Raw genomic sequence first — 26,052 nt, forward strand, 5'->3', positions numbered from 1 at the left:
AAAATAAAAAACTTTTTTATATTTATCATTCTTTTTTATCTTTGCCGCTCATTTTCAAAAGATAGTATTGTTTTTATGATGAAACATATTTTGCAAAAATTATCAGAACGACAAAAAAAGAACGCATTGCGTAGTCTTGCAATGCGTTCCTTTGCTATTGATTTCTATTCCAACGATTATATTGGTTTTAGTAATAACTCGAAAATAGGCAGCAGTATAGAACAGTTACTTAGTACTCAACCTCAACTTTATGGCGCAACAGGATCACGTTTATTATCTGGTAATTTGGCTATTTTTACTGAAACAGAAACCTATATCGCTAAATTTCATCATTCACCTGCTGCACTGCTTTATAACTCCGGCTATGATGCCAATGTAGGTTTCTTTTCTTGTATAGTTGGTAGAGGTGATATTATTTTGTATGATAGTTATAGTCATGCTTCTATACGTGATGGTATTTCACTTAGTTTAGCCACAGCTTATAAGTTTAGACATAATGATTTAGATGATTTAGAAAAGTTACTACAACGCTTTGCTTCACCTGATAAAACAATTTTAATAGTTACTGAAACAGTCTTCTCTATGGATGGTGATAGTCCCGATTTACAACAGTTAGTACTCTTAGCAAAGCGTCATAATGCTTATGTAGCTGTAGATGAAGCCCATGCTATAGGAGTATTGGGTACTCATGGATGTGGTTTAGTACAGGCTTTAGGATTAGAAAAAGAAGTATTTGCTCGTATTGTTACTTTTGGCAAAGGGTTAGGAGCACATGGAGCAGCAGTATTAGCAGCCCCCGAAGTGATTAATTATTTAGTAAACTTTTCACGTTCTTTTATCTATACTACAGCTATGAGTCCTCATAGTGTAGCTACTATTAGGGCTGGCTATGAGCAGTTACAACACACAGAAGCTATTGGATTTTTACATTGCAATATTAAACATTTTACTAAGGAAGTAGAAAAATATCAGCTACAAGGCTTTATTAGCTCACAGTCAGCTATACAAGCTATAATAGTAGCTGGTAATGAACGTGTAAAAGCACTAGCACAACAGCTGCAAACTGAAGGTTTTGGGGTTCTTCCTATTTTAGCCCCCACAGTACCCGTAGGGCAAGAACGTTTGCGTATATGTCTACATAGTTTTAACACTAAGGAGCAAATTACAGCTTTAGTCGCCTCAATCGCAAAGCATTACTAATAACGCTCACTGAGCTGAAACTCATAGCCAAAGCTCCTATCATGGGTGATAGAAGTATACCAAATATAGGGTATAATACTCCAGCAGCTATTGGTATACCTACTGTGTTGTACACTAAGGCGAAGAAAAGGTTCTGACGTATATTCTTCATCACAGCATAACTTAGTTTTTTTGCTTTTACAATACCCTTAAGGTCTCCTTTTACTAAGGTAATTCCAGCACTTTCAATGGCTATATCTGTGCCAGTACCCATAGCAATTCCCACATTGGCTTTTGCTAAGGCAGGTGCATCATTCATTCCATCTCCTGCCATTGCTACTATTTTTCCTTCACTCTGTAGGCGGGTAATTTCTTCTTGTTTCTGTTGTGGCAACATAGCAGCTTTGTAATTATCTAGGCCTATTTCTTTAGCCACAGCAGCAGCTGTTAAGGCATTATCACCAGTAAGCATTACTATTTCAACCCCTAAGTTGTGCAATTCACTTAAAGCTTCTATGGTAGTAGATTTTACCCTATCAGCAATACCAACAGCTCCTATTATAGTTTCATTATCAGCTACTAAAGAAACCGTTTTGCCTTCCTGCCGCATAGCATTTACTTTCTCTTCTATTTCACCCAGAATAGTAATTCCTACTTCTTTTAATAGCTGCTCATTACCAAAATAGTAAGTCTTTTTTTCATAATTTGCTTTTACTCCTTTACCAGCAACCGATTGAAATTCAGTAAAGGGTAGGGGAGTAGCATCTAGTGCCTTTGTGTATGCATTAGTAGCTTTTGCAAGAGGGTGCTCACTATATCTATTAAGGTTATAAAGAATATTCAAAAGTTCTTTTTCAGTAGTATTGCCAAAAGTGTATATATCACTTACTGTAGGTTTCCCTTCGGTAAGTGTTCCTGTTTTATCTATCACTAAAGTATCTACTTGACTCATTACTTCAAGGGCTTCAGCATTTTTAATAAGGATACCATGCTGTGCTCCTTTACCCACTCCAACCATAACCGACATAGGGGTGGCTAAGCCCAACGCACAAGGACAAGCTATGATAAGGACGGCTACAGCATTCAGTAGTGCGTATACATAAGCATTTTCACCTCCAAAAATTATCCATAATACAAAGGTAAGTGCTGAAATTCCTATCACTATAGGCACAAAATAGGCTGCTATACGGTCTGCTAATTGTTGTATAGGAGCACGGCTGTTGCTAGCTTCTTGTACTAATTGTACTATTTGAGATAAAAGCGTATCTCTGCCCACCTTTTCAGCTCGCATTACAAAGGTATGACTACCATTCAGTGTGCCTGCCGACACTTGGCTACCTACTTCTTTATCAACAGGAATAGGCTCTCCTGTAATCATACTTTCATCTATGGTAGTTACACCTTCGGTAATTACTCCATCCACTGGTATTTTCTCTCCAGGCTTTACACGTAGTAAGTCACCAATAACAACATCTTCCACTGGTACTTCTACCTCATTGTTATGTGTAATTTTAGTAGCTTTATTAGGGGCTAAGTTCAGCAGTAGTTTAATAGCTCCTTGTGTTTTGTTATGAGCATCAGCTTCCATAACTTGTCCTAAGAGGACTAAGGTAAGAATAACAGTAGCAGCCTCAAAATAGAGGTGTACATTCCCGTGTTCTTTGAACTGTTCAGGGAACATATCAGGAACCAATAACGCTATTACGCTAAAACCCCACGCTACTCCAGCTCCTATACCTATTAGGGTAAACATATTAAAGCGCAGCGTTTTAATACTACGCCACGCTCTTATAAAAAATATGTTACAAAAATAAAATACTACAGGAACCGATAGGGCAAACTGCACCCAGTTCCACCCTTTTACGGGCATTAGTCTGTATAGCGGATTGTTATGCCACATTCCGCTCATAGCAATGATAAAAATAGGTAGTGTGAAAGCTACAGCCCCCCAGAAGTGTTTACGTAGTTTTGTACGTTTTATGTCTTCAGTTTTTCCTTCTTGTTCTGAAGATGAGGTAGGCACTTCTACCAAGTCCATACCACATACAGGGCAATCACCAGGATGGTTATAAGTTTTATCACCCTCGCAGTGCATAGGGCAGTAAAACACACCAATCTTAGAGTGTCCCTCAGTGGGGGTGTTAGCTATAGTTATACTTTCTTTATGATCTTTTTTTTCTAGGTTGGAGGGGTCTCCTATACTGTAATGAGTACCCTCCAACGCTTTTTGTAAAATTTCTAAAGGAATTTCGGTCTCTGCTTCAATAATTGCCTTTTTAGTGTCAAAACTAACTGAAACAGCTGTTACTCCTTGAACAGTAGCCAATTTGTTTTGTACAGTAGTAGCACATCCGGAGCAGCCCATACCTTCTACAGTGTATTCCATATTATATTTATTTAATAATAACCAAAATCTCTACCCTTCTTGCTGTCGAAGCATTTGCATTTTTATCTATTCCTTTAAAAGCTGTTAGTATACGTTCAGCTTCAATTCCTTTTGCTTGCAATAATTTTGATACGTTTATGGATCGTTGCATCGAAAGGTAATTGTTATAATCTGCGCCACCTACGTTACTAGCATACCCTTCCAAAAGTACTGAAAGTTCTGGATGAGCTTTAAGTAATGCTACCGCTTCGTCTATCCCTTCTATATTTTGAGGTTGTGGAGTAGCCGAGTTATTAGCAAAATAGATAAAACTTGTCTTATACTTTCTATTAGCAAGAATAAGCTCTAACTCCATACGTCTTTCAGGTGAAATTACGGTAGGAGTAGTTGTAGGTTGTGCTACAACTGCTGTCCTTACTCCTGTAGCTATACTGCTTACAGTAGTTGTATTAACCCCAGCATTAGGCACCTCTTTTTGTGAGTTTTTAGCCAAAACAGCTCCAGTACCTACCGCCAAGGCTGCCATAAGTGCTTGCTGTTGTTGTCTTAATTGCTGAATAGATGCCGATAAATCTGCCAACTGCTGTTGTAAGGCAGTTGTATTTTGTGCAGGGATGTTTTGTACTATAACGCTTGTAGGCGAATATACAGTTTGTGTTTGCACACCTTGTTTAGCGTTAGGTGGGTACATCACTACAGTGGGGGTAGCAGTGCTAATATATTGTGTGGTAATATATTTATGTAGCACCTCTTGTCTAATAATGCCCTCTTGAGTTGTACTTTCAGTACCTTTCAGTAAGCTATCCAATTTCTTATCTCTAATTGATTGTATTTCTGCTCGCGCTATCTGCTCCAAAAGGTACTTCAGTTCATCAGTAGTCATTACTATTTCTGTTTTGGTTGGCGTAGGTTTTACCTGCGCCAACCCATAGTTACCCACCAACAGTAATAATAATAATACTATTTGATACGTTTGTTTTATCATCTGTTAGAAAATTTAAGGTTGAGTAGTAGTGCTAATAGTCCCTGTTGTAGCAGGTAACGTTATTACTGGTTGAACAGCTGGCTGTTTTAACTCTAACAATAATTTTTCAAGACGATCTATACGTTGGTCAGTACTTTTACCTTCTCCTTCTTTTACACTTTTCACTACATTATCTATCAGTGTTTGCAATTCTTCAGGAGTCATACGTACCAAGCGCACTTGTTCTACCGACATATAAGGGATGTTCTCAGCAGCATATTGGTTGCGCAAAGTTTCCCACTGTTGTTTTTCTTTTAGCAAGCGTTGTGCATTAGCGTTATCGCCATTCTGCAATGCCAATTGTATTTGTTTCTCTACTCCTGTTATTTGCTCATTGTAGTAAGCCAAAGTTTTTTGTTTTTGTGTCAAAGGGGTAGTAGTTTTATTAATATTATTTGCAGCTACGGTAGTAGTGCTTGCTGTTTCTGTTACATCAGTGTAAGGAGTATATACTTCAGTGTGATTACTTTTAGCCAATTTAATACGGATACCAGCTTGGTAAAAAGTATTCTTTTGAAGTTTATTAGCCGATTTAAGAGCCGCTGTAGCATCGTCCGATTGAGTGCTGAAAAGCAAGTTAGCTACCCCAAATAATTCAACATGCTTACCCAACGGAATAGCCAAACCTACCCCTCCTTTAGCAAAAATACCCGATTTGTTGCTTCCAGTGCTAGTTCTTCCTACATAGTTGCTACCTACATTCATATAGCCAGCCCCTACCGATACGTAAGGAACTACACCGTTTGATATATTTAAGCGCGCCAAAAAGTCACCTCCATATAATGATAGTTTATCAAAGTTAGTGCTTATCTTTTCATTTTCCATAGCCTGATAATAATAACCACGGATACCAATATATTCAGTGAAATCAAATCCAGCCGATACCCCGCCCAAGTAAGTGTCACGCAAATTGCTATCACCACTAAAGTTCAAATAACCCAAAGACGGTTCCAATACCACTTTAAAGCTCTTTAAGTTAGTGTATGAGTGATCTAATTCTGTTAGCTCATTAGGGTTGCGCCCTCCTAAGTACAGTTGTAAGCCAGCACCCACACTCCATGCGAACATATCCTTCTCATTTACATTGTTGCTCACCCATTGGTTGTAAGCACTAGTGCGTGCCTCCGATGATTTGTGCAGCAGGTTCGAAGCATCAAAGTTAAAGCGTGTAGCCTTAGCCTCTAAGTTCAAGGTAAGTCTTCTAGTCAAGTTAAATTTAGCTCCCAATCCCAAACCAAAAAACACCTGCTCTTCACTTAGGTTGTTAGCTTTAACTGTTTGCACTCCCGAGCCCAGAGTAACATAAGGCTGGAATGAATAAGCCAACGGAATATTCCCTTTCAGTTCACCTCCCCAACGGTGTACATTTACATTCGTAGCTTCAAAAACCGATGCAATAGCATCAGGAGCCGAAAATCCATCTATCTTTGATTTCAAACCTATCGACTGTCTGTATGACCCTAGCAATTCAATATTCCTGCCAAAACCAAAGCCTACCGAACCGCCAGCCATAAACCCATTAGTAATACCAGCCTGTTTGTGCCACCACACATAGTCTGCTGTAGGCGCTACCGCAAAGCTAATATCCTTCACCTGAGCCGTAATTACGCTCGACACCAAAAGAGATGTAATAGTAAAAAAGTATTTTTTCATTTTTTATAAATTATTTAAATTTCCAAATGCAAAAGTACGAATAATTTCCTAATAACCAAAAAAGCATATCATATTTTTTTGTTTCACCTCCATTCCACCTCCATTCCATTATCCTTTGCCCCTCAACCAGAAAAATACTACCCTCCAGTTCACCTTAACCCCGAACGAACGAATAACGAAGGATAAACGAAGGATAAACGAAGGATAGTCAGCGAGCTGGCGCAGCTGAGTATGTCGTGAAGGATAGTCAGCGAGCTGGCGCAGCTGAGTATGTCGCGAAGGATAGTCAGCCAGCAGGTACCCCCAACTCTCTCCATAGTCTCTTACCTCTTACCTAAATAACCTCTTGCTTATTACCAAAAAAATTGTACTTTTGCCACATATAAAACTATAAATCCACATCCCTCATAACACTTTACACTCAAGTAATGCAATACCCAAAACAAATACAAACCCTCAAAACCCAACTTGCCCTTCCCTTGCAGAAAGCCAAAACCCTATTAGAGCAAACTGCAGGTGATATCCCCGCCGCCATAGCCCTCTATCACCAAGAAAATATAGCCACTATAATGGCAGAAACCGAGTGCGAACATTGGGAAGCCGAAAATGTATATGAGCGTTTCAGTCAGAATGTCGAAAAGGCTGTAAAACACATTTTTAGCACTTCACTAACTATAAGTGTTGAAGATAAAAGAGATACCACCGAAAGAGGTATGGGCTATCTCATCAGTGCCTTAGATGCCAATTTGAACAATCTGTCCAAGCGTTCTATCTTCATCCCAATAGAAGATTTTGATAAGTATCTTTTAAAAAATTTCAAGTCCGTATTTCCCCTATACCAACCCCAGTGTAACAAAGTCGAAAACTATTTCAATTGTACAACCAGCAATGTCTTTGACTCTACCACGTGCCGAAAAATCATTGCACAACTGCGCCAACATACATTTACCGATGATAAAGTAAAGATTTTTATACAGAAAGTCATTGCCAATTTAGAAGAAAAACTCCTCACCTGCGCCTATATAGAGGTCTATGGGAATATATAAAAATAAACAAATGAAAGAACAACTCCACCGCATTCAGCAAAAGCTTGCCCAAGCCAAAGCCGCCGATAAAGATTTACAAGTATTTGGAGCCGATGCTCATAAGTACCACCTCAACCCGCCCGTAAGCGAGGCGGAAGTCCTTGCCTTTGAAAAGAAATACGGCGTACAACTCCCCGAATGCTATCGTGCCTTTATGCTTACTGTAGGCGATGCTAAAGCTAAAAAATCAGACTTTATAGCCGGACCTTATTACGGCCTGTATGCCTTTGGCACTTCTTTAGATAGCCTACTCTACGAAAAAATAGAAACCTACCTCAAAGCACCTTGCAACCTTTCTCCTGATATGACTCAAGAAGAATGGGAAACGCTCTCCGATCCACTATTGCCTTCTGAAGAAGAGGAAGAAGAAGACGATGATAAGTATTTTGCCGAACGAGCAAAAGTCTTTGGTGGGCTTCTGCCTCTGGGGAGTCAGGGCTGTACCTATGAACACGCCTTGGTGCTCAATGGCAAATATGCCGGTCGTGTAGTGAATGTAGATTTAGACCTCGCGCAACCCAAATTTGCTTTCGAAACCAACTTCTTAGATTGGTACGAACGCTACCTCGATGAGGTCATTTCGGGGCAACTAATAGACGACCGCCCTACGTGGTTTGGCTACCATCGGGGCGAACCCGCTGAGGTGCTCCTCAATGAATATGAACACACTACCGACCGCAAAACTCAAACCGACTGCCTCGAGGGGGTATATCATAAAAAACCACCTTTAGAACCTGCTCTATTAGACAAGATAGAAAAGCTCATTGCCTTAAACAACGACGATAGAGATTTCTTAATTGAAATTCTAAGCCAATCGTCTTATGAGCGAGCCAAACCTTACTTGCAAGATTTGGTAACCAATGATCCTAAAAAGGTATTTCAGTTCGTATGGTGGTATGCAAAAGACCATTGTGCCGACTGGGTGTCTGTTGTAAAAGAGCTATTGCCTACCATTACCGACGAAAGAACCTTTGATTTTGCTACCTACCTCCTTACGGAAGGAGATGACAATTTCGAGGAAGTGATCCTGCCCTTCACCGATAATGAGAATCTCCAAATACGTAGCACTGCCTACTATACCCTCGGCAAAAGCAAGAAGAAAGAACAATACCTCGATACCTTTATCAAAGGGCTACAAGAGACCGATACCGGTGTCCTTTGCACAGTTATGCAAGCCCTTTCTGGGGTGGAAGACAAACGCTTATTACCCTATTACAAAGCAATAGCCAAACATTTCCCTGAAGAGAAAGACTATGTCCTCTCTAACTTAGAATACCGCTTAGCTTCTTTTGGTCTCACCATTGAAGAAGCAAGAAAATAAGAAGATGGAACTAAAAAAGACCATAGAGAAGCTTTGGATTACTAAACTCCTCGTTGAGGGGTTTAACAAAGCCTTTACCTATAACGAGCACTTGGGTTGCTTTTTGCTTTTATTGTTTTTTCTGCTCTTGCTACCTATACTACCGGTGTTGCTACTCGTTCTTTGGTTAGTGAGTTTGTTTAAGAAATTGATAAAATAAATGTATTACAAAATATTCGTAAATGATCAAGGAGACAAACCAATATTATTAAATGTTTTGGCAAAAGAGTTCCAAGCGGAAAGTATTCATATAAACACACTACTTTTCCCAGCTGGCGCGAGCTTGTAGCTCGTGCCTACCCCCAGCTCTCTTGCCCGTACGGCTCGTACCTTTGCGAGTGGTAAAAAAAATAAAGAAACAATGAAAAAATCATTAGAAAACCTTTTAGAAAAGCAAGGTATTACCTTACTCAATACTCTCTCTAAAGAAGAGCGACGCGCTCGTACCGAAACTATCAAAGCGCGCTATCGCGAGGCAGGTTATGACGATTTGCCTCACGAACTCGTCACTTTCCTTACCATATTCGACGGCAAGGATATCAAGCGCAACGACGGCTATATGGCTTTTATATACTCACAAAACCTCCCTACTCGCCAAGAGATGCTATACTACGAATCCGATGCAGGAGTTACCGAGCTTATTCCCTTTGGCGATGTCAATGCCGATGAAGTTCTCTGTATCGATAGTGTAGGTAGTGTATGGGGTGTGCTTGACCTTTCCTCTTGGACGCCTCGCAAAACCTATCACTATTTCTATGGAGGTGACCTCTATACCGCTATTGAAAATATGATCAAAGGCAAAGTAGAAGAAACAATTATACGACCTTAAAAACACAATACTATGGCAATAGACGGCGTGAAAATCATAGATAGCGATAGTGGCTACGACATTTACAACAACATCACCGAGCGTTATAAAGATGGTGAGGATGTAGAGAAAATCAGACAAGATTGGCTCAATGAGGAAGTTAATTTCTGTATTGATGAATTGTATACTGAAATCTATTGGACGGCTTTTGCGTATTCCCTTTGGAAAATAGGCTATCCAAAAGATGAAGTGCGCACCAAAGCTTTGCAACTCATAGAACGAGGAGCAACACCGCTCTGGAATGAGATAGACAGCAAAGCCCAAAAACAACGACAGAAAGCACTCGACAAGCTCAAACTACAATTGCAAGAGGACAACCCCAAGCCTCTTGTGAAACCTACTCCCAAGAAACCTAAAACACCTTATTTTGAAGTAGGAGATGTGTTGGCAATAACCATTAGTGATCGTTATGGCATCTGCTTTGTGTCAGCTGTAGAGGTTACTCCCCGAAAAATAGAGTATCATCTTGCTCCTACTCGATATTTAGCCCCTACTTATCCTACAATGACCGACTTTCTGCAAAGCGAACTCGCCTGTGGGAAAAACAACCAAGATTTTGCCCTCAAAACTGATTGCTGGTTCAACCATAAAGATTTAGGAACGATACTGCCTTCCCTTAAAAAAATAGGGACAGTACAGTTGAAACCTTATAGTTTATGGACACTCTCACCCGCTCATAGCATAGAGGATATCTTTGAAAAAATCATAGAAGACAAAAAATACTTTGGAGGGAAACTCAAGAAAGTAGAGGAGTTGATAGACACTATTAAAGAACAATTATAAAACCTTAAAAAGAAGTTATTATGAACTTATATCCTTCTATATCTTCAGAGTTGGAACTGGCAGGAAAACTCATAATTCCTTTGTTAGTTTTTCACTTAATCGCTTTCGTGGCAAAAAAAGTAGAGAATAAATCTATCTCCTCTCTAATTGAAATCTTATTAGCATTGGGCATAATGGTCTATAATATAGCTGTAGGAATCTTTTTATTCCGGTGTGTGCGACCAATAATTCCCTATTGGGAGTTAGATCTTATAGAATGGTATCCTGTACCCCTATTTTTTGCGTTTTTCCTTTTAGTTTTTAACATCCTTTTCTTGCTCATATACAAAAATAAACTCTATAAAAGAGTATTGTTTCTACTGAGTTTAGGATTGCTGTTATTTACGCTCTATGAGTTTGTAGTTACCGAACCTTTTAAGCAGCAAGATGGAGCCGAATTCGTATTAGATAAAACTCTTTTAGAACACGCTCCACTACTAAATTTTATAATTAATATAGCAGTAAGTTTGAGTTTTATACTATTTATTATATTCAAAAGAAAATCAAAACTATGAAAAACACCCTTTGGCTTTATAAAAATCCTTATCAGATAGAAATAACAGAAAAAGCATCATACCCTCCTCAAATAGCAGTTTATCTCTATGAGGCTGAAGAAGAACTTAACCATATATTACTCTCAGGGGCAGGCACAGCCAATGCCATCAGTCAGAAAAATACACTTCTAAATCACGACCAACTTCTGGTAGCCTGTGGCAATGAGGTATTTTGTCTTCTCTTGCCTACATTAGAACTCCTTTGGCATACGCAGGTCGATATGGCTACTTGCTTTGAGATAGCCCCTTATCAAGACGATTACATTACCCACGGCGAGGTCGAGATATCACGTCTTAACAAGCAAGGCAAAATCCTCTGGCAGTTCAGTGGGAAAGATATTTTCGTTTCACCCACAGAGCGCACCCCCTCTTTTACCCTCACCCCCAAAGGAATTCACCTCATTGATTTCAATTATCACGAATATCACATTGATTTCAACGGAAAAGTAACCAACTCATAATAACTATTCACTAATTGAAATGTGAAATTCTCATCCATATCTCATTTTTATTGCCAATACTTCAAAAGGCTATCACTTCTATTTTGTTTTTAGCTTAAAAATGTAATTTCTTAATAATCAATATGTTTTATACTTATTCTTGCCCTAAGCAGCTTATAGCTATACCTTAGGATGAACGAACTTATAACGAAGGATAAACGAACTATAAACGAAGGATAACCCTTACTTTGCTGGGTATCAGCTACATCATACCGCAAACTTCTCATTGCGAAAAACACAACAAAATCCCCAAACCATTGCATTATTCTCATTACACCTCAGCTCCTTATAAATTGCCAATTTCCAAATTATTTGTACTTTTGCACATCCAATACTATGTAAATAAAAAAATATGATCTGGGAAAAATTATTATCTCTTAATAAATACGGCGATATTACACCACGACCTCGCCTCAATGAGGACGAAACACGCCTAAGCTTTGATATGGATTATGACCGAGTGGTCTTCTCCAGTGCCTTCCGCAGTTTGCAGGACAAAACACAAGTAATTCCCCTCTCCAAAACAGGTTTCGTACATACCCGCCTCACCCATAGTATCGAGGTGTCAGTCGTAGGCCGAAGTTTGGGGCGCTCCATAGGCAAGCACCTCCTCACCAAATACCCATACTTGCGCGAATTAGGCTACCAAACAAACGATTTCGGCGCAATAGTAGCCGCAGCCGCAGTAGCCCATGATATCGGCAACCCTCCTTTTGGGCATAGCGGCGAGAAAGCCATAGGCGAGTTCTTTCAGTTCAAAAAAGGAACAGCCATCAAGCACCTCCTTACCGATGCCCAGTATGCCGACCTATGTAATTTCGAAGGTAACGCTAACGGCTTCCGTATACTCAATGAAACTCGCTTAGGGGTAGAAGGAGGTTTGCGCCTCACTTACGCCACCTTGGGCGCTTTCACCAAGTACCCCAAAGAATCACTGCCCATACGCCCTACCGATAGGATTGCCGATAAAAAATACGGATTCTTTCAAGGCGATAAAGATTTCTTTAAAGAAGTAGCCGAAACTTTAGGGTTAAAAAATAATAGTACCGCTGGCGAGCTGCGGTATGCACGCCATCCATTAGCATTCTTAGTCGAGGCAGCCGATGATATCTGCTATACCATTATCGATTTTGAAGATGGTATTAATTTAGGACTCATTAGCGAAGATGTAGCCTTAGAATATATGGGAGGCATCATTACCGATCGTATCAACACCGATAAATACACCCGCTTGCAAACCAAAGAGGAACGCATAGCCTACCTACGTGCCGTAGCCATAAACGCTTTGGTACAAGATGCCACCGATATATTTGTACAGAATGAGCAAGCCATACTCGCAGGTGAGTTCCACCAATCCCTATTACATAATAGTAAATACCGCCACCAAATTAAAGATGTGATCGATTGCAGCGTCCAGAATATCTATCAATCCGATGAGGTAGTCGAAAAAGAAGTCTCAGGCTATGTCATTTTACAGCACTTGTTAGACATATTTTTTACCGCAATCATCAATCAAGAAAACGGACGAGAAACCTCCTTCGACCGACTTTTACTTAAAAAGTTACCCGAAAAATACCGCAAAGAAGGCTCATTATACAACAAAGTGATGGGCATTACCTGCTACATAGCCAGCCTAACCGATAGTAATGCGGTCGAATTACACCTAAAAACAGCAAGTAGGGCATAAAAAAAGTTATCATATAAATTACTGATTATCAGTAATGGTTGCAAAAAAGTGCAAAAAAAATGAAAAAAAGTTGCCGAAAAATTTGCAGGTTATGAAAATAGTTGTACCTTTGCACCCGCAATGAAGAAATGAATTGCACAGTTTACTGATAAAAAATGAGGTCTGGTAGTTCAGTTGGTTAGAATACATGCCTGTCACGCATGGGGTCGCGGGTTCGAGTCCCGTCCAGACCGCTTCATAAGATTTAGTTGTGTTGTTTTGTGTAAATATTTTTACACGGGTTTATAGTAAACCAATGAAAGCTTTCCTTTGTTAAGGAGAGCTTTTCTTATTTTATACCTCTTCTTATAATTATCTCTATCTTCTACAAAAAAAATCTTCTATAATCATTAATATTTAATCAAATTGCTGTTTTTACAAATTTGCTATTTTATAAATTATTTGTACCTTTGCCCCGAGAAAAGAATATAAAACTTTTACGAAGATGAATACCATAACAAAAACAAACTTTAAATTCCCTAAACAACAATCTTTTTACAAAGGGAAAGTACGTGATGTGTATCAGCTTAAAGATGATACACTCATTATGATTGCTACCGACCGTATTTCGGCTTTCGATGCTATCCTTCCTAAAGGAATTCCGTATAAAGGGCAGATATTGAACCAAATGGCTGTGAGCTTTTTACAACAAACCGAAGATATTGTACCTAATTGGCTTATCGCTACCCCCGATCCTAACGTATCAATAGGCCAAGTGTGCGAACCTATAAAAGTAGAAATGGTAATCCGAGGCTATCTCGCAGGGCACGCAGCACGCTTGTATAAAGATGGTAAGCGTATGTTGTCAGGGGTAGCCCTCCCCGAAGGATTACGCCAAAACGATATTTTCCCTCAGCATCCTATTATTACTCCTGCTACTAAGGCCGAACAAGGATTACATGATGAGGATATTTCACGTGAGGATATTATCCGCCAAGGCATAGTAAGTGAAGCCGATTACCGCTTGATGGAAAAATACACCTACGCCCTATTTGCACGAGGTACTGAAATAGCAGCCAAACACGGACTCATTTTAGTCGATACCAAATACGAATTTGGTAAAACTCGTGATGGCGAGATTGTACTTATTGATGAAATTCATACCCCCGATTCTTCTCGATATTTTTATAAAGAAGGTTATGAAGAACGCCAAGAAAATGGCGAACCTCAAATACAACTTTCAAAAGAATTTGTACGCCAGTGGCTCATTTCTCAAGGATTTCAAGGCGAAAAAGGACAAAAAATACCAGCAATGACTGATGAGTATGTACAATCAGTGTCCGATCGTTATATCGAACTTTATGAGCACATTATGGGTGAGAAGTTTATCCCTGCCGATACTACCGATATAGCACATCGAATAGAAGAAAATGTACTACGCTTCTTGCAAAACCAATAAAATTATCTGATACAGATAATACAGATTACGCTTTGCCAAAGTTTTATACTTTGGCAAAGTTTTTCTGATAAGTCTGATGAGTTAGACTTTTTTGTCTAAAAGTACAAGAACTACAAAAAAAGAACAGTGAATCACGACGTATATATTTCATTAGGAAGTAATTTAGGGAATCGCAAAGCCTACTTGCAACAGGCCATTGAAGGAATTGCTATGCGGGTAGGCACTATTGTTGATATTGCCCCTATTTATGAAACACCTTCGTGGGGCTTTGCCGGTGAGGCTTTCCTGAACACTTGCTTGCTCTCTCGCACCTACTTGTCACCAGATGAGGTAATGGCACAACTCTTGCAAATAGAACATGAATTAGGCCGAGAGCGAACCCCTTCTAAGGGCTATCAATCACGTACTATCGATCTTGATATATTGTTTTATGATGATAGAATTATCAATACTGAACTCCTTACAGTACCTCATCCTTTGTTGCATCGTCGCAAATTTGTACTCAAGCCTTTAGCAGCTATTGATGAACATAAAGAGCACCCTATATTAAAAAAAACAGTAGCAGAGTTACTGCGCACTACTGATGATACATCGCCTGTACAACGCCTTACCGACCAGTTGTCATTCCCAGCACAAAAATCACCTTTTTTGCACTATAAGTACATCGCTATTGAAGGTAATATAGGCTCAGGAAAAACAACATTAGCTACCAAAATAGCTGAAGATTTTAATGCTAAGCTCATATTAGAGCAGTTTTCAGATAATCCATTCTTACCTAAATTCTACGAAAATCCTAAACAATATGGTTTTACATTAGAAATGTCTTTTCTTACAGAGCGTTACCAGCAAATGCGTGATCAGCTAGCACAAATGGATTTGTTTAAGGAATTTGTAGTGTCAGATTATGATATATTTAAATCACTCATCTTCTCTAAGATAACGCTTACCGATGATGAGTTTGTATTGTATAGGAAGCTTTTTTATATACTGTATAACCAGATTATTAAGCCCGATTTGTATGTGTTTTTATACCAAAATACCGATCGCCTTATCGAAAATATCAAGAAGCGAGGTAGAGATTATGAACAAAATATATCCCCCGATTACTTAAAAAAAATACATTACGGATATTTGGATTTTATTCAAAAAAACACAGCTATTAACTCACTTATTATTGATGTTACAGATCTTGATTTTGTCAAGTATTACACACACTATGACTTTATTATTGAAAAAATAAGAGAAAATTAATCAATTACAATGGAAATAACAAAAGAAAACCGCCAGTGGTTAGATAATTTAAACCTAAACCATCCAGTAGTAATAGCAGGACCTTGCAGTGCCGAAACTGAAGAACAAGTATTAAAAATAGCTCATAGTCTCAAAGATACTGATGTCTCTTTCTTTCGTGCAGGCATCTGGAAACCACGTACTCGCCCTGGTATGTTTGAAGGAGTAGGAGCTTTAGGATTAAAGTGGTTGCAACGTGTAAAAGAAGAAACAGGACTTAAAACAGCTACAGAAGTAGCAAATAAAGACCACGTGAAACTTGCCTTAGAACATAATATCGATATGTTGTGGATAGGAGCACGCTCTACCGTGAGTCCCTTTATTATTCAGGAAATAGCCGATGAGCTCAAAGATACCGATAAAATTATATTAGTAAAGAATCCAGTGAACCCCGATCTCCCATTGTGGATAGGAGCATTGGAACGCCTGCAACGAGCTAATATTAAGAACTTAGGGGTAATACACCGAGGGTTCTCTACCTATGAGAAAACCAAATACCGTAATATACCCGAATGGCAATTAGTGATAGAACTACAAAATAAGTTTCCTAACTTACCTCTCATTTGCGATCCATCACATATTACAGGGAAGCGTGATTTAATATTTGATGTATCACAAACAGCTCTTGACCTCAATTTTGACGGTTTAATGATTGAAACCCACTGTAATCCTGATGCAGCTTGGAGCGATGCAGCTCAGCAAATTACCCCTGAACGCCTTGTACAGATAATGAATGACTTGCGAATTAGAAAGACTTCCATTTCTGAAGAAGATTATGTAAGTCAGTTAGGCCATTTTCGCTCTCATATTGATGTATTAGATGACCAACTTCTGGATTTACTTAAAAAACGTATGGAAATAGCCGATGCAATAGGCTTGCTAAAAAAAGCTAATAATGTAGCTATCCTCCAAAACCAACGTTGGCATGAAATACTTGGTAAGATGATATTAGAAGGTGAACAGCGTAACCTCAGTGAAGATTTAATTATTCAGGTGTTTAAAGCTATTCATCAAGAGTCTATTAATAGGCAAGAACGAGTTGTAAGATAATGATATCTATTAACTTTAAAATATCTTTTAACTCTTGTCTCTTTCCAAGTAGTTATGATTTTTGATAAAAGGAAGAAGATAAGGTAGAGCAATAAATAAAGAAATGGCTCCTAAGTATAGTTTTAATTACTTTACTATGGAGCCACCTTTTTTAAATATTTTCTGCATCAATCCTTTAAAAGTATTAAAATCTACAGTATAGGTAAGTCCTACCCCTTGGGCATAACCTATGCGGTCAAGCATATATTGTTGCCACTCATTTTCACGATTAAATATTTTAGCGGTTAAACTTCCATCAGCATTTAGGCGGAATTGAACCTCTACATTACCTGCTACAGCAGTACGACTCACACCTCCTACAGGTATTCCTACTTTAGCATTTACACTTGCCCATTCAGTAATTTGGGTCGATACAGTAAAGCCTAAGCGGTCACTATTAATATCCGATGACCCATCATTAATACCTGCCTCGTATGATACTCCCAAATTCAGTTTATTATCTTCATCCGATAATAATTGGTTAAACAAGCCAGCTGCAGTCTCAAAAAGGTTATAGGCAAGTAAGCGGTTATCAGTATTCTTTTCACTCATAAATGAGCCTTGTGCTAAAAGTGAGAAAGCTTGTAACTGTTTACGGTCTTGATCTTCAAGTTTATAGTTTAGCTCCGATACTAAACTTGGACTACTATCAGGGAAGGTAATATCAAACAATGTTTCAGGGTGCATCAGCTCACCTTCCAGCTTAATAATTACTTGAGTATTTACTTTGCGGTTATATTGGTTGCTTTCTAGTAGTGTGCTCGGGTTAGCACTAAGGTTATAAGCAGCTTTCAGGTCTCGCAATGTAGCTTTTAAAGGGTCACCACTCCAAGAAATAGAGCCTCCTGGCAATACATTGAATCGCTTATCAATGAAGTTTTCATACTTGAAGTTATAAAATCCCGAATAAGTAATAAAGTCACCCCACATATTAAATTTCCCATTAGTGTTAATTTCAATAAGCAGAGTGCCAGCTCCACGCCCTACAAGGTTGCTACCAGTTTTCTTATCCATCACTATTTCTACTTCAGCAGTAGGCAGTATGTCTAATTCAAAGTTTAGTTCTAATCCCTTAATCGACTCTAAATCTCTTTGTACTTTTACTTTTTTATCACCTTTTTCTACAAAGGTAATAAATGAGTCATCTCCTACACTTTCTCCATCACTAAGAGGTATTTTAAAGGAAGTTCCTTCTTCAGTTTTAGCATTTACACTAATAGCAATTTCATCCAAAGCTCCTTTAATACTAGCCTTTCCTTGCATAAAAGCAGTACCATAAAAAAGGGCATCATCTGTATACGGTGTGTTTAGTACCATAAACCGCTTGCCTAGCGTTTGTAGGCGGAGGTCTAAGAACCAATCCAATAATTTATTATGCCTAATAGTACCATTTAAAGAGGCCTGTGTTTTATAATCGGTATCAGTAAGAGTCCAATTATTAATGTCAAAAGTTTTATTATTTACCTTTATGCGGGCTCCTTCATTAATATCAGTGTTCAGTTTTAGGTAGCTAATACCCGCTCCTGCTTTATGAAGTGTCAGTTCACCATCCATTAGTGGGTCGCTTACACTACCTTGTATATTCACAATCCCACTCATTGTGCCTCGTAAATCATAGAAAATACCTTCCACAAAAGGATTGAAAGGTGATAGAGCAAAATCTTGAAAATAAGCCTTAAGGTCAAGTAAGGTCCCTTTTTTCTTATCTAAGTTTATCTTTCCCCGCGTAGCAAAACCTAATGACCGCCCGTTAGAGAAAAATGCTGCAACATCAAATGACGATAAGTCGTTATTCCCAAAAATACTCATCTCCAAGTCACCATAATCATAACCATTTAGCTTGAAATACTGCACAAATAAGTCAGCCGAAGGATAATACAAATTTCCTTTTTGGGTAAGTGATACATTCCCATTAAGTGTGCCTGTAAGGTTCAGTCCTTTCATTTCAGGCATAACCTTATCCAGCGCTACGTTATGGGCTACCAAATGCAAATTTTTGTAATTGTCAGTAGTAATAAGCCCACTAAGGTTCATATATTGGTTTTGGTGAGCCATTTTAAAGTTGCTTATCTTCAAACTATCCGCAGTGCGGTTTAGTACAATTTTATTGTACTCATTCATAGCATTTTCACGATTGATGTACCACTGATTGCCTTTAAAATCAATAAGAGATTTTTTAATACCTATGATTGATTCTTGTTTCTTGTTCAGTGTATGGTAAAAGTTAAGCTCATAATTGTCTTTAGCTGTTTCTCCTCCTCTAAATTCTGTACGGAAGAAAAGGGTATCTTTAATGGTTGTATTAATCAGGTTAAAATCGTGAATAGCATATACGCCTAAGTCTGCTTTTTTAACCTCTAAGAAGGTGTTGTATAAGGGGTTTTTATTATCTATCTCAAGGCTAAGGCTATCAATCTGATTGCTATAAGCGTTCACACTCGGTGATTTCATTTGTAGTTTGAAGCTTCCTTTTCCTGCATCAATATTCCCATTGATAAAGGTATTGCTGCCTATTTTCACTTGTGGTACAAAAACTTCTACTATTTTATTGTAAATGTTAAAGTGAAAATCTACATACTGGTTAGGCTCTATTTTATAAGGATTGTAATGAGTATAGATGCTACCTACCGCATTCTGCAATACTTTCTTTATTTCAGTAAGTTTAAATTTTCCTCCTACTTTCCCACTAATAATATCAGGCGAATTGATACTTATTTCCTTCACCCCATCATTAAGGGTCGATGTTATTTCAAAATCCTTAAAATTAAAATTACCCGCCGAGTTGATATAATTAGTGTTTTTAAAGGCTATTTTTCCTACTATATCATTTAACTGGTTCCCCGAAATGTCTATAACCATCTTTCCACAGAACTGCGAGATAGAATCTAGCTCCATAAACTTCAAGGCGTGTAAGTCTGCTATCGCTATATCAGCTTGGAAATCAAATTTATTACTTTTCCCCGATAGATCGGCAAGCCCATCAAATTTCATAGTAAGATTAGGATCACGTGCATCTATTTTACCGTTGAATACTTGTTGCTTTAGCTCACCATTTACCCCAATGCGTTTATAGTTATAACCATTGTAACCAACCGAATGGATATGCCCATTAGCAAATAGTTGCATAGTACTCGGCTCAAAGCCTTGTCCGCGCACTACCAAGTCTGCTGTTAAGTTTCCTACACTATTGTCACCAAGTAGTTTTCCTAAGTGTAGTTGCTCGGTGCTGAGGTCTGCTTTAAAAGTTGTTTTATCTGTATGAGTAAGGTCTTCTAAAGAGCCATTAATATGTGCCTTCCCTTCTGGGGTTCGCAATATTAAATTCGTGAATAATGAAGTTGTTTTATAGCTAAAATCACCATCTATTGATACCAATCCCAACCTTTGTAGTACATCAGGTAGGTTTTCTCCTAATGTTTGAGGCATTAGGTATGCCAAATCATTATAGATAGTTTGTGCATACACACCTTTCCCTTCAATAATAATATCTTTATTGTTTGAAAGTAAGTTCTTGAATGATAAATCACCTGTAATTGAAGAGTTTTGGTAGTTAATCTCTCCTTTAGGTATATTGAAGTTGTTTAAAGTACCTTTAAGGGTTACATTTTTTAGTTCGATAAGGCGTTCAGGGGTAAAACCATTGTAAAAGGTGTTTAGATGGCTTGTATTTACTTTTCCTTCATACACATTAGCATCCCATACTACACTATTTACAAAGTTCCCATAGCTACCATTATACGGGTACATTTTTAAGTTTGCTACCAACGAGGTTGAAGTATTACCTTTCAGTTGCAGATGTAGCAAACCTGTTTGCATCAGGCTATCAGTATATTCAAATCTTTCAGCCGCCAAATTGCTTACTTCTAGTTGCTTGTTATAGGTGAAGTTAGCACTAGCACTTAGCGCTATATTACTGCCCAATATTTGGAAGTTACCTACTTCAGCATTCAGTTTGTCTAATTGCAAAAGGTTAGGGTCGGCATTGTTCTCGTCGCTTATATAACACCTGCTGTTGTTCAGGTTTATCTTTCCCGTTTTCATAACAAATTTACCTGAACTAGGCTTCCCCGAGTCAAACTTATTTACGAATACATCAAGGTTACTAAGGGTGTCTCCTTTATGGGTTTTCATATCCAAAAACAGCTCATTAGCCTCTATCTTTCCAAAATAAAGATTACCATCTATAAGTTGTTTTATATCCAAGATAGAGGTGCTAAGCTCCTTAGCCCATATAAGGGTATCTTGCTTATGATCACGTACCAAAGTGCCTTTAATATCTACCTTCCCATTGAATTTGATATGAATACGCTGTATGTCAATATTAATACCAAAATCTTCATTTAGGTAAGCCACTACTTTCTTAGCAATAAAGGTTTGGGTGGCAGGAAAAGACAATGCCGCCACTGCAATCCCCAATATAATGAGAATTACTACTACAATCTTGCCAAGTATTTTTAAAAACCGTTTGATATGCGTATAAAAATAGAAATTATTTCTTCTTGCTTACTGCCTTTTTAGCTACTGCTTTGGGTTTTGGCTCTTTTTCGGCTAATAAAGCAAGAGCTTGTTCTTTAGTCAGTGTCTCTACATTTGTGTCTTTAGGTAGTTCCACTTTAGCTTTTCCTTTTAGCAAAGTAAATCTACCCCAGCGGGCTTTTTCTATGCGCATTTCGCCTTCATCCCACTGTTTCACTACTTTTTCCGATTCTTTCTTCAGCTTGCTCTCTATCAGTTCTTCAATATCGTGCTTGCTTAAATTATTGAAATCGTATTTCTTAGTAACGTTTATATAATTATTGTTCCACTTAATAAAGGGGCCAAATCTTCCTACTCCCTTTATCACTTCCAATCCTTGGTAACTTGCAATAGGGGCATCAGCTTTTTGCTTTTCTCCTATCAGCTCTTTAGCGCGTTCAAGGGTTACACCAAATACGTCTTCACCCTTGGCTAATGATATATAAGCATCTCCATAATGCACATAAGGCCCAAAACGTCCCACATTCACTTCCACATTCTTGCCCTCTACAACACCCAAATGGCGTGGTAATTCAAATAGCTTCAAGGCTTCTTCAAAAGTAATCGTCTCTATCGACATCCCCGATAGCAAACTCGCATAAATAGGTTTTTCCTTATCATCAGGGTTACCTATTTGTGCCATCGCTCCGTAGCGTCCTAAGCGCACACTTAAAGGCCTTCCGCTCTTAGGGTCTACCCCCAATACACGTTCACCGGTTTCGCGCCCTGTATTCTTCTCTACATTTTCTACTATGGGGTGAAAATGAGTGTAGAACTGGCTTAGCATCTCTGTCCAATTCTCATTCCCTTCCGCTATTTCGTCAAAGCTATTCTCTACCTTAGCCGTAAAATTATAGTCCATTATAGTGCCAAAGTAGTTTACCAAAAAGTCATTCACTACACTTCCTATGTCAGTAGGCATTAGTTTTCCTTTATCTGCTCCTACTTTTTCAGTAAGTGTCTTTGTTTTGATAACGCCTTTAGCAAGGGTAAGCTGTTGGTAAGGGCGCACTTCTCCCTCCAAGCTGCTGCGTTCCACATAGTTTCTGTTCTGAATGGTCGAAATGGTAGGCGCATAGGTCGAAGGGCGTCCTATACCTAGCTCTTCCAACTTTTTCACCAGTGATGCCTCTGTATAACGCGGTTGCGGACGCGTATAGCGTTCCGTAGCTGTAATATGATGGTTGCCAAGTACCTCTCCTTTGTGCAAAGAAGGTAGCATACCCTCTTGTTCTTCATCTTCGTCATCAGTACTTTCCAAATATACTTTCAAAAAGCCGTCAAATTGCACCACCTCACCCGATGCCGTAAAATACTCATTATGCTTATCTGCTTCAATCTTTACAGTAGTACGTTCTACTTGTGCATCAGCCATTTGCGAGGCAAGAGTGCGTTTCCATATCAGTTCATACAGCTTGTTTTGGTCTGCTTCAGCTGGTATGCTTGTCCTTGCCATATCTGTAGGGCGTATAGCCTCGTGTGCCTCTTGTGCTCCTTTAGTTTTAGTGGCGAAATTGCGCACTTGGCTGTAAGGCGCACCAAAAAGCTGTATAATAGCATTTTTAGCAGCAGTAAGTGCCTCTTGTGATAGGTTCACACTATCGGTACGCATATAGGTAATAAATCCCGATTCGTATAAGCGTTGCGCCACTGTCATCGTTTTGCTTACCGAAAATGATAGCTTCCTCGCTGCTTCTTGTTGCAGGGTCGAAGTTGTAAAAGGTGGTGCCGGACTCTTCTTCGCTGGCTTCTTCTCTAACGATGCCACCTTAAAGTTAGCTCCTATATTCTGTTGCAAAAACAAAGCCGCTTCTTGCTCATTGTCAAATGCTTTTGGCAGCGTAGCTCTTACTATCTTGCCTTCTTGTGTAACAAATTCAGCACTTATTTTAAATGCCGATTGCGTTTTAAATTCTTGTATCTCACGCTCACGTTCCACTATCAGCCGTACCGCTACCGATTGCACACGCCCTGCCGATAGCCCACTCTTAATCTTCTTCCATAGCACAGGCGATAGCTCATAACCCACCAACCTATCCAGCACACGCCTTGCTTGCTGTGCATTTACCAAATTGTAATCTATACCACGTGGGTTCTTAATAGCCTTTTCAATGGCACTTTTAGTAATCGAGTTAAATACAATGCGCTTAGTATTAGCCGTCTTCAGTTTTAAAGTCTCCGCCAAGTGCCATGCTATGGCCTCTCCTTCGCGGTCCTCATCCGATGCCAACCATACCGTCTCAGCTGTCGATGTAAGTGCTTTGAGTTCCTTTACAAGGTTCTTCTTATCACTTGAAATCAGATAATTAGGCTTAAAACCATTCTGTATATCCACCCCCAGCTCGTTCGAGGGTAAATCTACAATATGCCCATAGCTGGACACCACTTTATAGTCCTTACCTAAAAACTTTTCAATAGTTTTAGCCTTCGCCGGCGACTCTACAATCACTACATTCTTAGCCATACGCTTGTTGTTATTATGAGTTATTGGGCGCAAAAGTACAAACTTTTTTGCAAATAACAATATTTTTTGCTTTTCACTTTTCTCACCAACCTCATACATATCACTTATTCCCACCCCTCTTACTTCTCAACTTTTATCTATTACCTAATTGCGAATAATGCAAAAATTCCCTTCCTCCACTCTCTCACCTCTTATTTTTTATTCTTACCTAATAATCAGCCCATTCCGCCCCCATCATTCCCCCAACCACCCTCCAAGATGAACGAACAATGAACGAACGAATAACGAACTATAAACGAACTATAAACGAAGGATAAGCATTACTTCCCTCATTTTCAATACTATTAACCTTAAAACATCCCTTTGCTAAATTCACAACAAAATACACAAAACTTTACATTTTTCTCATATATTTACCATTTTCCTTCTATTTTTATCAATTTCTCATTACGCATTCTCAATCCCCTTCATATCTCTTACCTCTTACCTCTTACCTCTCCCAAATCCTCCCCACCCTCTTGCTATTTGATAATTAATTCGTACCTTTGCGCCTATGAACGAAACTGATAATATACCCGTAACCGATAATATACCTCAAAACCAGAGGATTACACGCGTACAGCCCACCCTCGAACGCGGCAAAATACCCCCTCAAGACCTAAACCTCGAGGAGGCAATACTCGGCGCTATGCTCATCGATAAAAAAGGTGTCGATGACGTAATCGATATCCTCAATGCCGAAGTATTCTACAAAAAACAAAACCAACTCATATACGAGGCTATCTTCCAGCTATTCAACCAGTCCGAAGCTATCGATTTGCTCACCGTAGCCGAACAGCTGCGCCGTAACGGCAACCTCGAAGCCGTAGGTGGCGAACTATACCTCATCAACCTCACACAGCGCGTATCATCATCCGCCAACGTCGAGTTCCACGCTCGCATCATCCTACAAAAATTCATCAAGCGCAAGCTCATCGAAATATCTTCAGGAATTATTGAAGACGCCTATGACGATACCCAAGACGTGTTCGATTCCTTAGATGCCGCCGAACAAAAACTCTATGAAGTAACACAAGGAAACCTCAAGCGCACAGCCGAGTCCGCTGGCGATTTAGTAGTCAAAGCCCTTAAAAATATACAAGACCTATCCAACAAAACCGACGGATTTAGCGGCGTACCATCAGGATTTACCAAGCTCGACCACCTCACCTCCGGATGGCAAGCCAGCGACCTCATCATCGTCGCAGCACGCCCCGGTATGGGTAAAACAGCCCTCACACTATCTATGGCTCGTAACATAGCCGTAGGGCAAAACATACCCGTAGCATTCTTCTCGTTAGAAATGTCCGCAGTGCAGCTCATCACCCGTCTCATATCCTCCGAAACCGGACTTACTTCCGAGAAGCTCCGCACCGGTAAGCTCGAAGAAGCCGAATGGTATGTACTCAATACCCGCGTCAAAGATCTCGAAAAAGCACCCTTGTATATTGATGATACCCCCTCTATTTCTATATTCGACCTCCGTGCCAAAGCACGACGCCTCTCTCAGCAAAAACAAATAAAACTCATCATTATCGATTACCTACAACTGATGAGCGCCGGAGGTAGCAAAGGCGTAGGTAACCGCGAACAAGAAATATCAACCATCTCCCGAAACCTAAAAGCCTTAGCCAAAGAACTTAACATACCCGTAATAGCCCTCTCTCAGCTATCACGTAATGTCGAGTCCCGCCCAGGGCAACAAAAACGCCCTCAGCTGTCCGACCTGCGTGAGTCTGGTGCCATTGAGCAAGATGCCGATATAGTGTCGTTCATCTATCGCCCCGAATACTACAAAATTATGGAATGGGACGATGAGTCTCAAACCCCCACCGCAGGCCAAGCCGAGTTCATCGTCGCCAAGCACCGTAACGGAGGATTGGATAACATACGCCTCAAGTTTGAAGGGCAGTTCGGTAGGTTTGCCAATCTCGATGAAGGCTATGCCTATAGCGGAGGCGGTATTGAAGAGTTAGGCTCAAAAATGAATGAAGGCATAGTCTTTGATCCTGTACCTATGGCTTCTCCCTCACAAGCATTCGGGCAAGTAGCACCACCACCCTCCACCCCCGACGAAGTACCGTTTTAGGTAAAATAAA

At 39.4% G+C, this 26,052-nt stretch carries 17 protein-coding genes and 1 tRNA gene; 13 read left to right on the forward strand and 5 right to left on the reverse strand.

The features are described 5' to 3' along the window. The first annotated feature begins 78 nt into the window (after window positions 1-78). Window positions 79-1,200 (forward strand): 8-amino-7-oxononanoate synthase, encoded by a 1,122-nt coding sequence (locus tag C4H12_RS00820; protein ID WP_106099383.1) that lies wholly within the window; start codon window positions 79-81, stop codon window positions 1,198-1,200. Here the strand turns inward: C4H12_RS00820 and C4H12_RS00825 are convergent. Genes C4H12_RS00825 through C4H12_RS00835 form a run of 3 tightly spaced genes read right to left on the reverse strand, consistent with a single transcriptional unit; the run spans window position 1,163 to window position 6,242 of the window. Then, a complete protein-coding gene (locus C4H12_RS00825; RefSeq protein WP_106097228.1) occupies window positions 1,163-3,565 on the reverse strand; it encodes a heavy metal translocating P-type ATPase in 2,403 nt (800 codons plus the stop codon). The two genes, C4H12_RS00820 and C4H12_RS00825, sit on opposite strands and share 38 nt — an antisense overlap. Before the next feature lie 7 nt (window positions 3,566-3,572). Further along, the gene (locus tag C4H12_RS00830; RefSeq protein ID WP_254424785.1) at window positions 3,573-4,550 is read right to left on the reverse strand and encodes an OmpA family protein; all 978 of its coding nucleotides are present in this window, start codon (window positions 4,548-4,550) and stop codon (window positions 3,573-3,575) included. Window positions 4,551-4,562: 12 nt separating this feature from the next. Next, entirely contained in the window at window positions 4,563-6,242 is a 1,680-nt protein-coding gene (locus C4H12_RS00835) for an outer membrane beta-barrel protein (protein ID WP_254424786.1), read from the reverse strand. A 428-nt stretch (window positions 6,243-6,670) separates the two neighbouring features. On the opposite strand from C4H12_RS00835, the gene C4H12_RS00840 reads away from it, so the two are divergent. From C4H12_RS00840 to C4H12_RS00895, 11 genes are all read left to right on the forward strand, one after another. Then, on the forward strand, window positions 6,671-7,288 hold the full coding sequence (locus C4H12_RS00840; RefSeq protein ID WP_106097229.1) for a hypothetical protein: 618 nt from the start codon (window positions 6,671-6,673) through the stop codon (window positions 7,286-7,288). 10 nt (window positions 7,289-7,298) lie between these two features. Then, a complete protein-coding gene (locus C4H12_RS00845) occupies window positions 7,299-8,648 on the forward strand; it encodes an SMI1/KNR4 family protein (RefSeq protein ID WP_106099385.1) in 1,350 nt (449 codons plus the stop codon). Between the two features lie 400 nt (window positions 8,649-9,048). Beyond that, entirely contained in the window at window positions 9,049-9,516 is a 468-nt protein-coding gene (locus C4H12_RS00855) for an SMI1/KNR4 family protein (protein WP_106099386.1), read from the forward strand. Between the two features lie 12 nt (window positions 9,517-9,528). Then, window positions 9,529-10,338, forward strand: a complete 810-nt coding sequence (locus C4H12_RS00860; RefSeq protein ID WP_106097231.1) for a hypothetical protein — start codon at window positions 9,529-9,531, stop codon at window positions 10,336-10,338. A gap of 20 nt (window positions 10,339-10,358) precedes the next feature. Further along, window positions 10,359-10,892, forward strand: coding sequence for a hypothetical protein (locus C4H12_RS00865; RefSeq protein ID WP_106097232.1), 534 nt, complete (start codon window positions 10,359-10,361; stop codon window positions 10,890-10,892). Beyond that, on the forward strand, window positions 10,889-11,392 hold the full coding sequence (locus C4H12_RS00870) for a hypothetical protein (protein WP_106097233.1): 504 nt from the start codon (window positions 10,889-10,891) through the stop codon (window positions 11,390-11,392). The genes C4H12_RS00865 and C4H12_RS00870 overlap by 4 nt, the downstream gene beginning before the upstream one ends. Before the next feature lie 391 nt (window positions 11,393-11,783). Further along, complete coding sequence (dgt, locus tag C4H12_RS00875) at window positions 11,784-13,118, forward strand: dGTP triphosphohydrolase (RefSeq protein ID WP_106097234.1); 1,335 nt, start codon at window positions 11,784-11,786, stop codon at window positions 13,116-13,118. A 159-nt stretch (window positions 13,119-13,277) separates the two neighbouring features. Then, a tRNA-Asp gene (locus tag C4H12_RS00880) sits at window positions 13,278-13,351 on the forward strand. A gap of 251 nt (window positions 13,352-13,602) precedes the next feature. Next, window positions 13,603-14,556, forward strand: coding sequence for a phosphoribosylaminoimidazolesuccinocarboxamide synthase (locus C4H12_RS00885; RefSeq protein WP_106097235.1), 954 nt, complete (start codon window positions 13,603-13,605; stop codon window positions 14,554-14,556). Window positions 14,557-14,682: 126 nt separating this feature from the next. After that, window positions 14,683-15,807: a 2-amino-4-hydroxy-6-hydroxymethyldihydropteridine diphosphokinase gene (folK, locus tag C4H12_RS00890; RefSeq protein WP_106097236.1), complete on the forward strand. Its 1,125-nt coding sequence runs from the start codon at window positions 14,683-14,685 to the stop codon at window positions 15,805-15,807. Between the two features lie 9 nt (window positions 15,808-15,816). Next, window positions 15,817-16,896 (forward strand): bifunctional 3-deoxy-7-phosphoheptulonate synthase/chorismate mutase type II, encoded by a 1,080-nt coding sequence (locus C4H12_RS00895; RefSeq protein WP_106097237.1) that lies wholly within the window; start codon window positions 15,817-15,819, stop codon window positions 16,894-16,896. Between the two features lie 126 nt (window positions 16,897-17,022). On the opposite strand, the gene C4H12_RS00900 is transcribed toward C4H12_RS00895, so the two are convergent. Further along, entirely contained in the window at window positions 17,023-21,351 is a 4,329-nt protein-coding gene (locus C4H12_RS00900; protein WP_371514467.1) for a translocation/assembly module TamB domain-containing protein, read from the reverse strand. A gap of 73 nt (window positions 21,352-21,424) precedes the next feature. Then, window positions 21,425-23,914, reverse strand: coding sequence for a type I DNA topoisomerase (gene topA, locus C4H12_RS00905; protein WP_106099387.1), 2,490 nt, complete (start codon window positions 23,912-23,914; stop codon window positions 21,425-21,427). A gap of 553 nt (window positions 23,915-24,467) precedes the next feature. Between topA and dnaB the strand changes: the two genes are divergently transcribed. Further along, window positions 24,468-26,042, forward strand: coding sequence for a replicative DNA helicase (gene dnaB / locus C4H12_RS00910; protein WP_106097239.1), 1,575 nt, complete (start codon window positions 24,468-24,470; stop codon window positions 26,040-26,042). Window positions 26,043-26,052: the final 10 nt, after the last annotated feature.

Origin of the sequence: Capnocytophaga sp. oral taxon 878, from assembly GCF_002999135.1 — a bacterium.
GTDB lineage: Bacteria > Bacteroidota > Bacteroidia > Flavobacteriales > Flavobacteriaceae > Capnocytophaga.

Bases quoted from the DNA above. Each gene is read 5' to 3' on its own strand.
- C4H12_RS00820 (WP_106099383.1), top strand. From the start codon at position 79: ATGAAACATATTTTGCAAAAATTATCAGAACGACAAAAAAAGAACGCA.
- C4H12_RS00825 (WP_106097228.1), bottom strand. From the start codon at position 3,565: ATGGAATACACTGTAGAAGGTATGGGCTGCTCCGGATGTGCTACTACT.
- C4H12_RS00830 (WP_254424785.1), bottom strand. From the start codon at position 4,550: ATGATAAAACAAACGTATCAAATAGTATTATTATTATTACTGTTGGTG.
- C4H12_RS00835 (WP_254424786.1), bottom strand. From the start codon at position 6,242: ATGAAAAAATACTTTTTTACTATTACATCTCTTTTGGTGTCGAGCGTA.
- C4H12_RS00840 (WP_106097229.1), top strand. From the start codon at position 6,671: ATGCAATACCCAAAACAAATACAAACCCTCAAAACCCAACTTGCCCTT.
- C4H12_RS00845 (WP_106099385.1), top strand. From the start codon at position 7,299: ATGAAAGAACAACTCCACCGCATTCAGCAAAAGCTTGCCCAAGCCAAA.
- C4H12_RS00855 (WP_106099386.1), top strand. From the start codon at position 9,049: ATGAAAAAATCATTAGAAAACCTTTTAGAAAAGCAAGGTATTACCTTA.
- C4H12_RS00860 (WP_106097231.1), top strand. From the start codon at position 9,529: ATGGCAATAGACGGCGTGAAAATCATAGATAGCGATAGTGGCTACGAC.
- C4H12_RS00865 (WP_106097232.1), top strand. From the start codon at position 10,359: ATGAACTTATATCCTTCTATATCTTCAGAGTTGGAACTGGCAGGAAAA.
- C4H12_RS00870 (WP_106097233.1), top strand. From the start codon at position 10,889: ATGAAAAACACCCTTTGGCTTTATAAAAATCCTTATCAGATAGAAATA.
- dgt (WP_106097234.1), top strand. From the start codon at position 11,784: ATGATCTGGGAAAAATTATTATCTCTTAATAAATACGGCGATATTACA.
- C4H12_RS00885 (WP_106097235.1), top strand. From the start codon at position 13,603: ATGAATACCATAACAAAAACAAACTTTAAATTCCCTAAACAACAATCT.
- C4H12_RS00895 (WP_106097237.1), top strand. From the start codon at position 15,817: ATGGAAATAACAAAAGAAAACCGCCAGTGGTTAGATAATTTAAACCTA.
- topA (WP_106099387.1), bottom strand. From the start codon at position 23,914: ATGGCTAAGAATGTAGTGATTGTAGAGTCGCCGGCGAAGGCTAAAACT.
- dnaB (WP_106097239.1), top strand. From the start codon at position 24,468: ATGAACGAAACTGATAATATACCCGTAACCGATAATATACCTCAAAAC.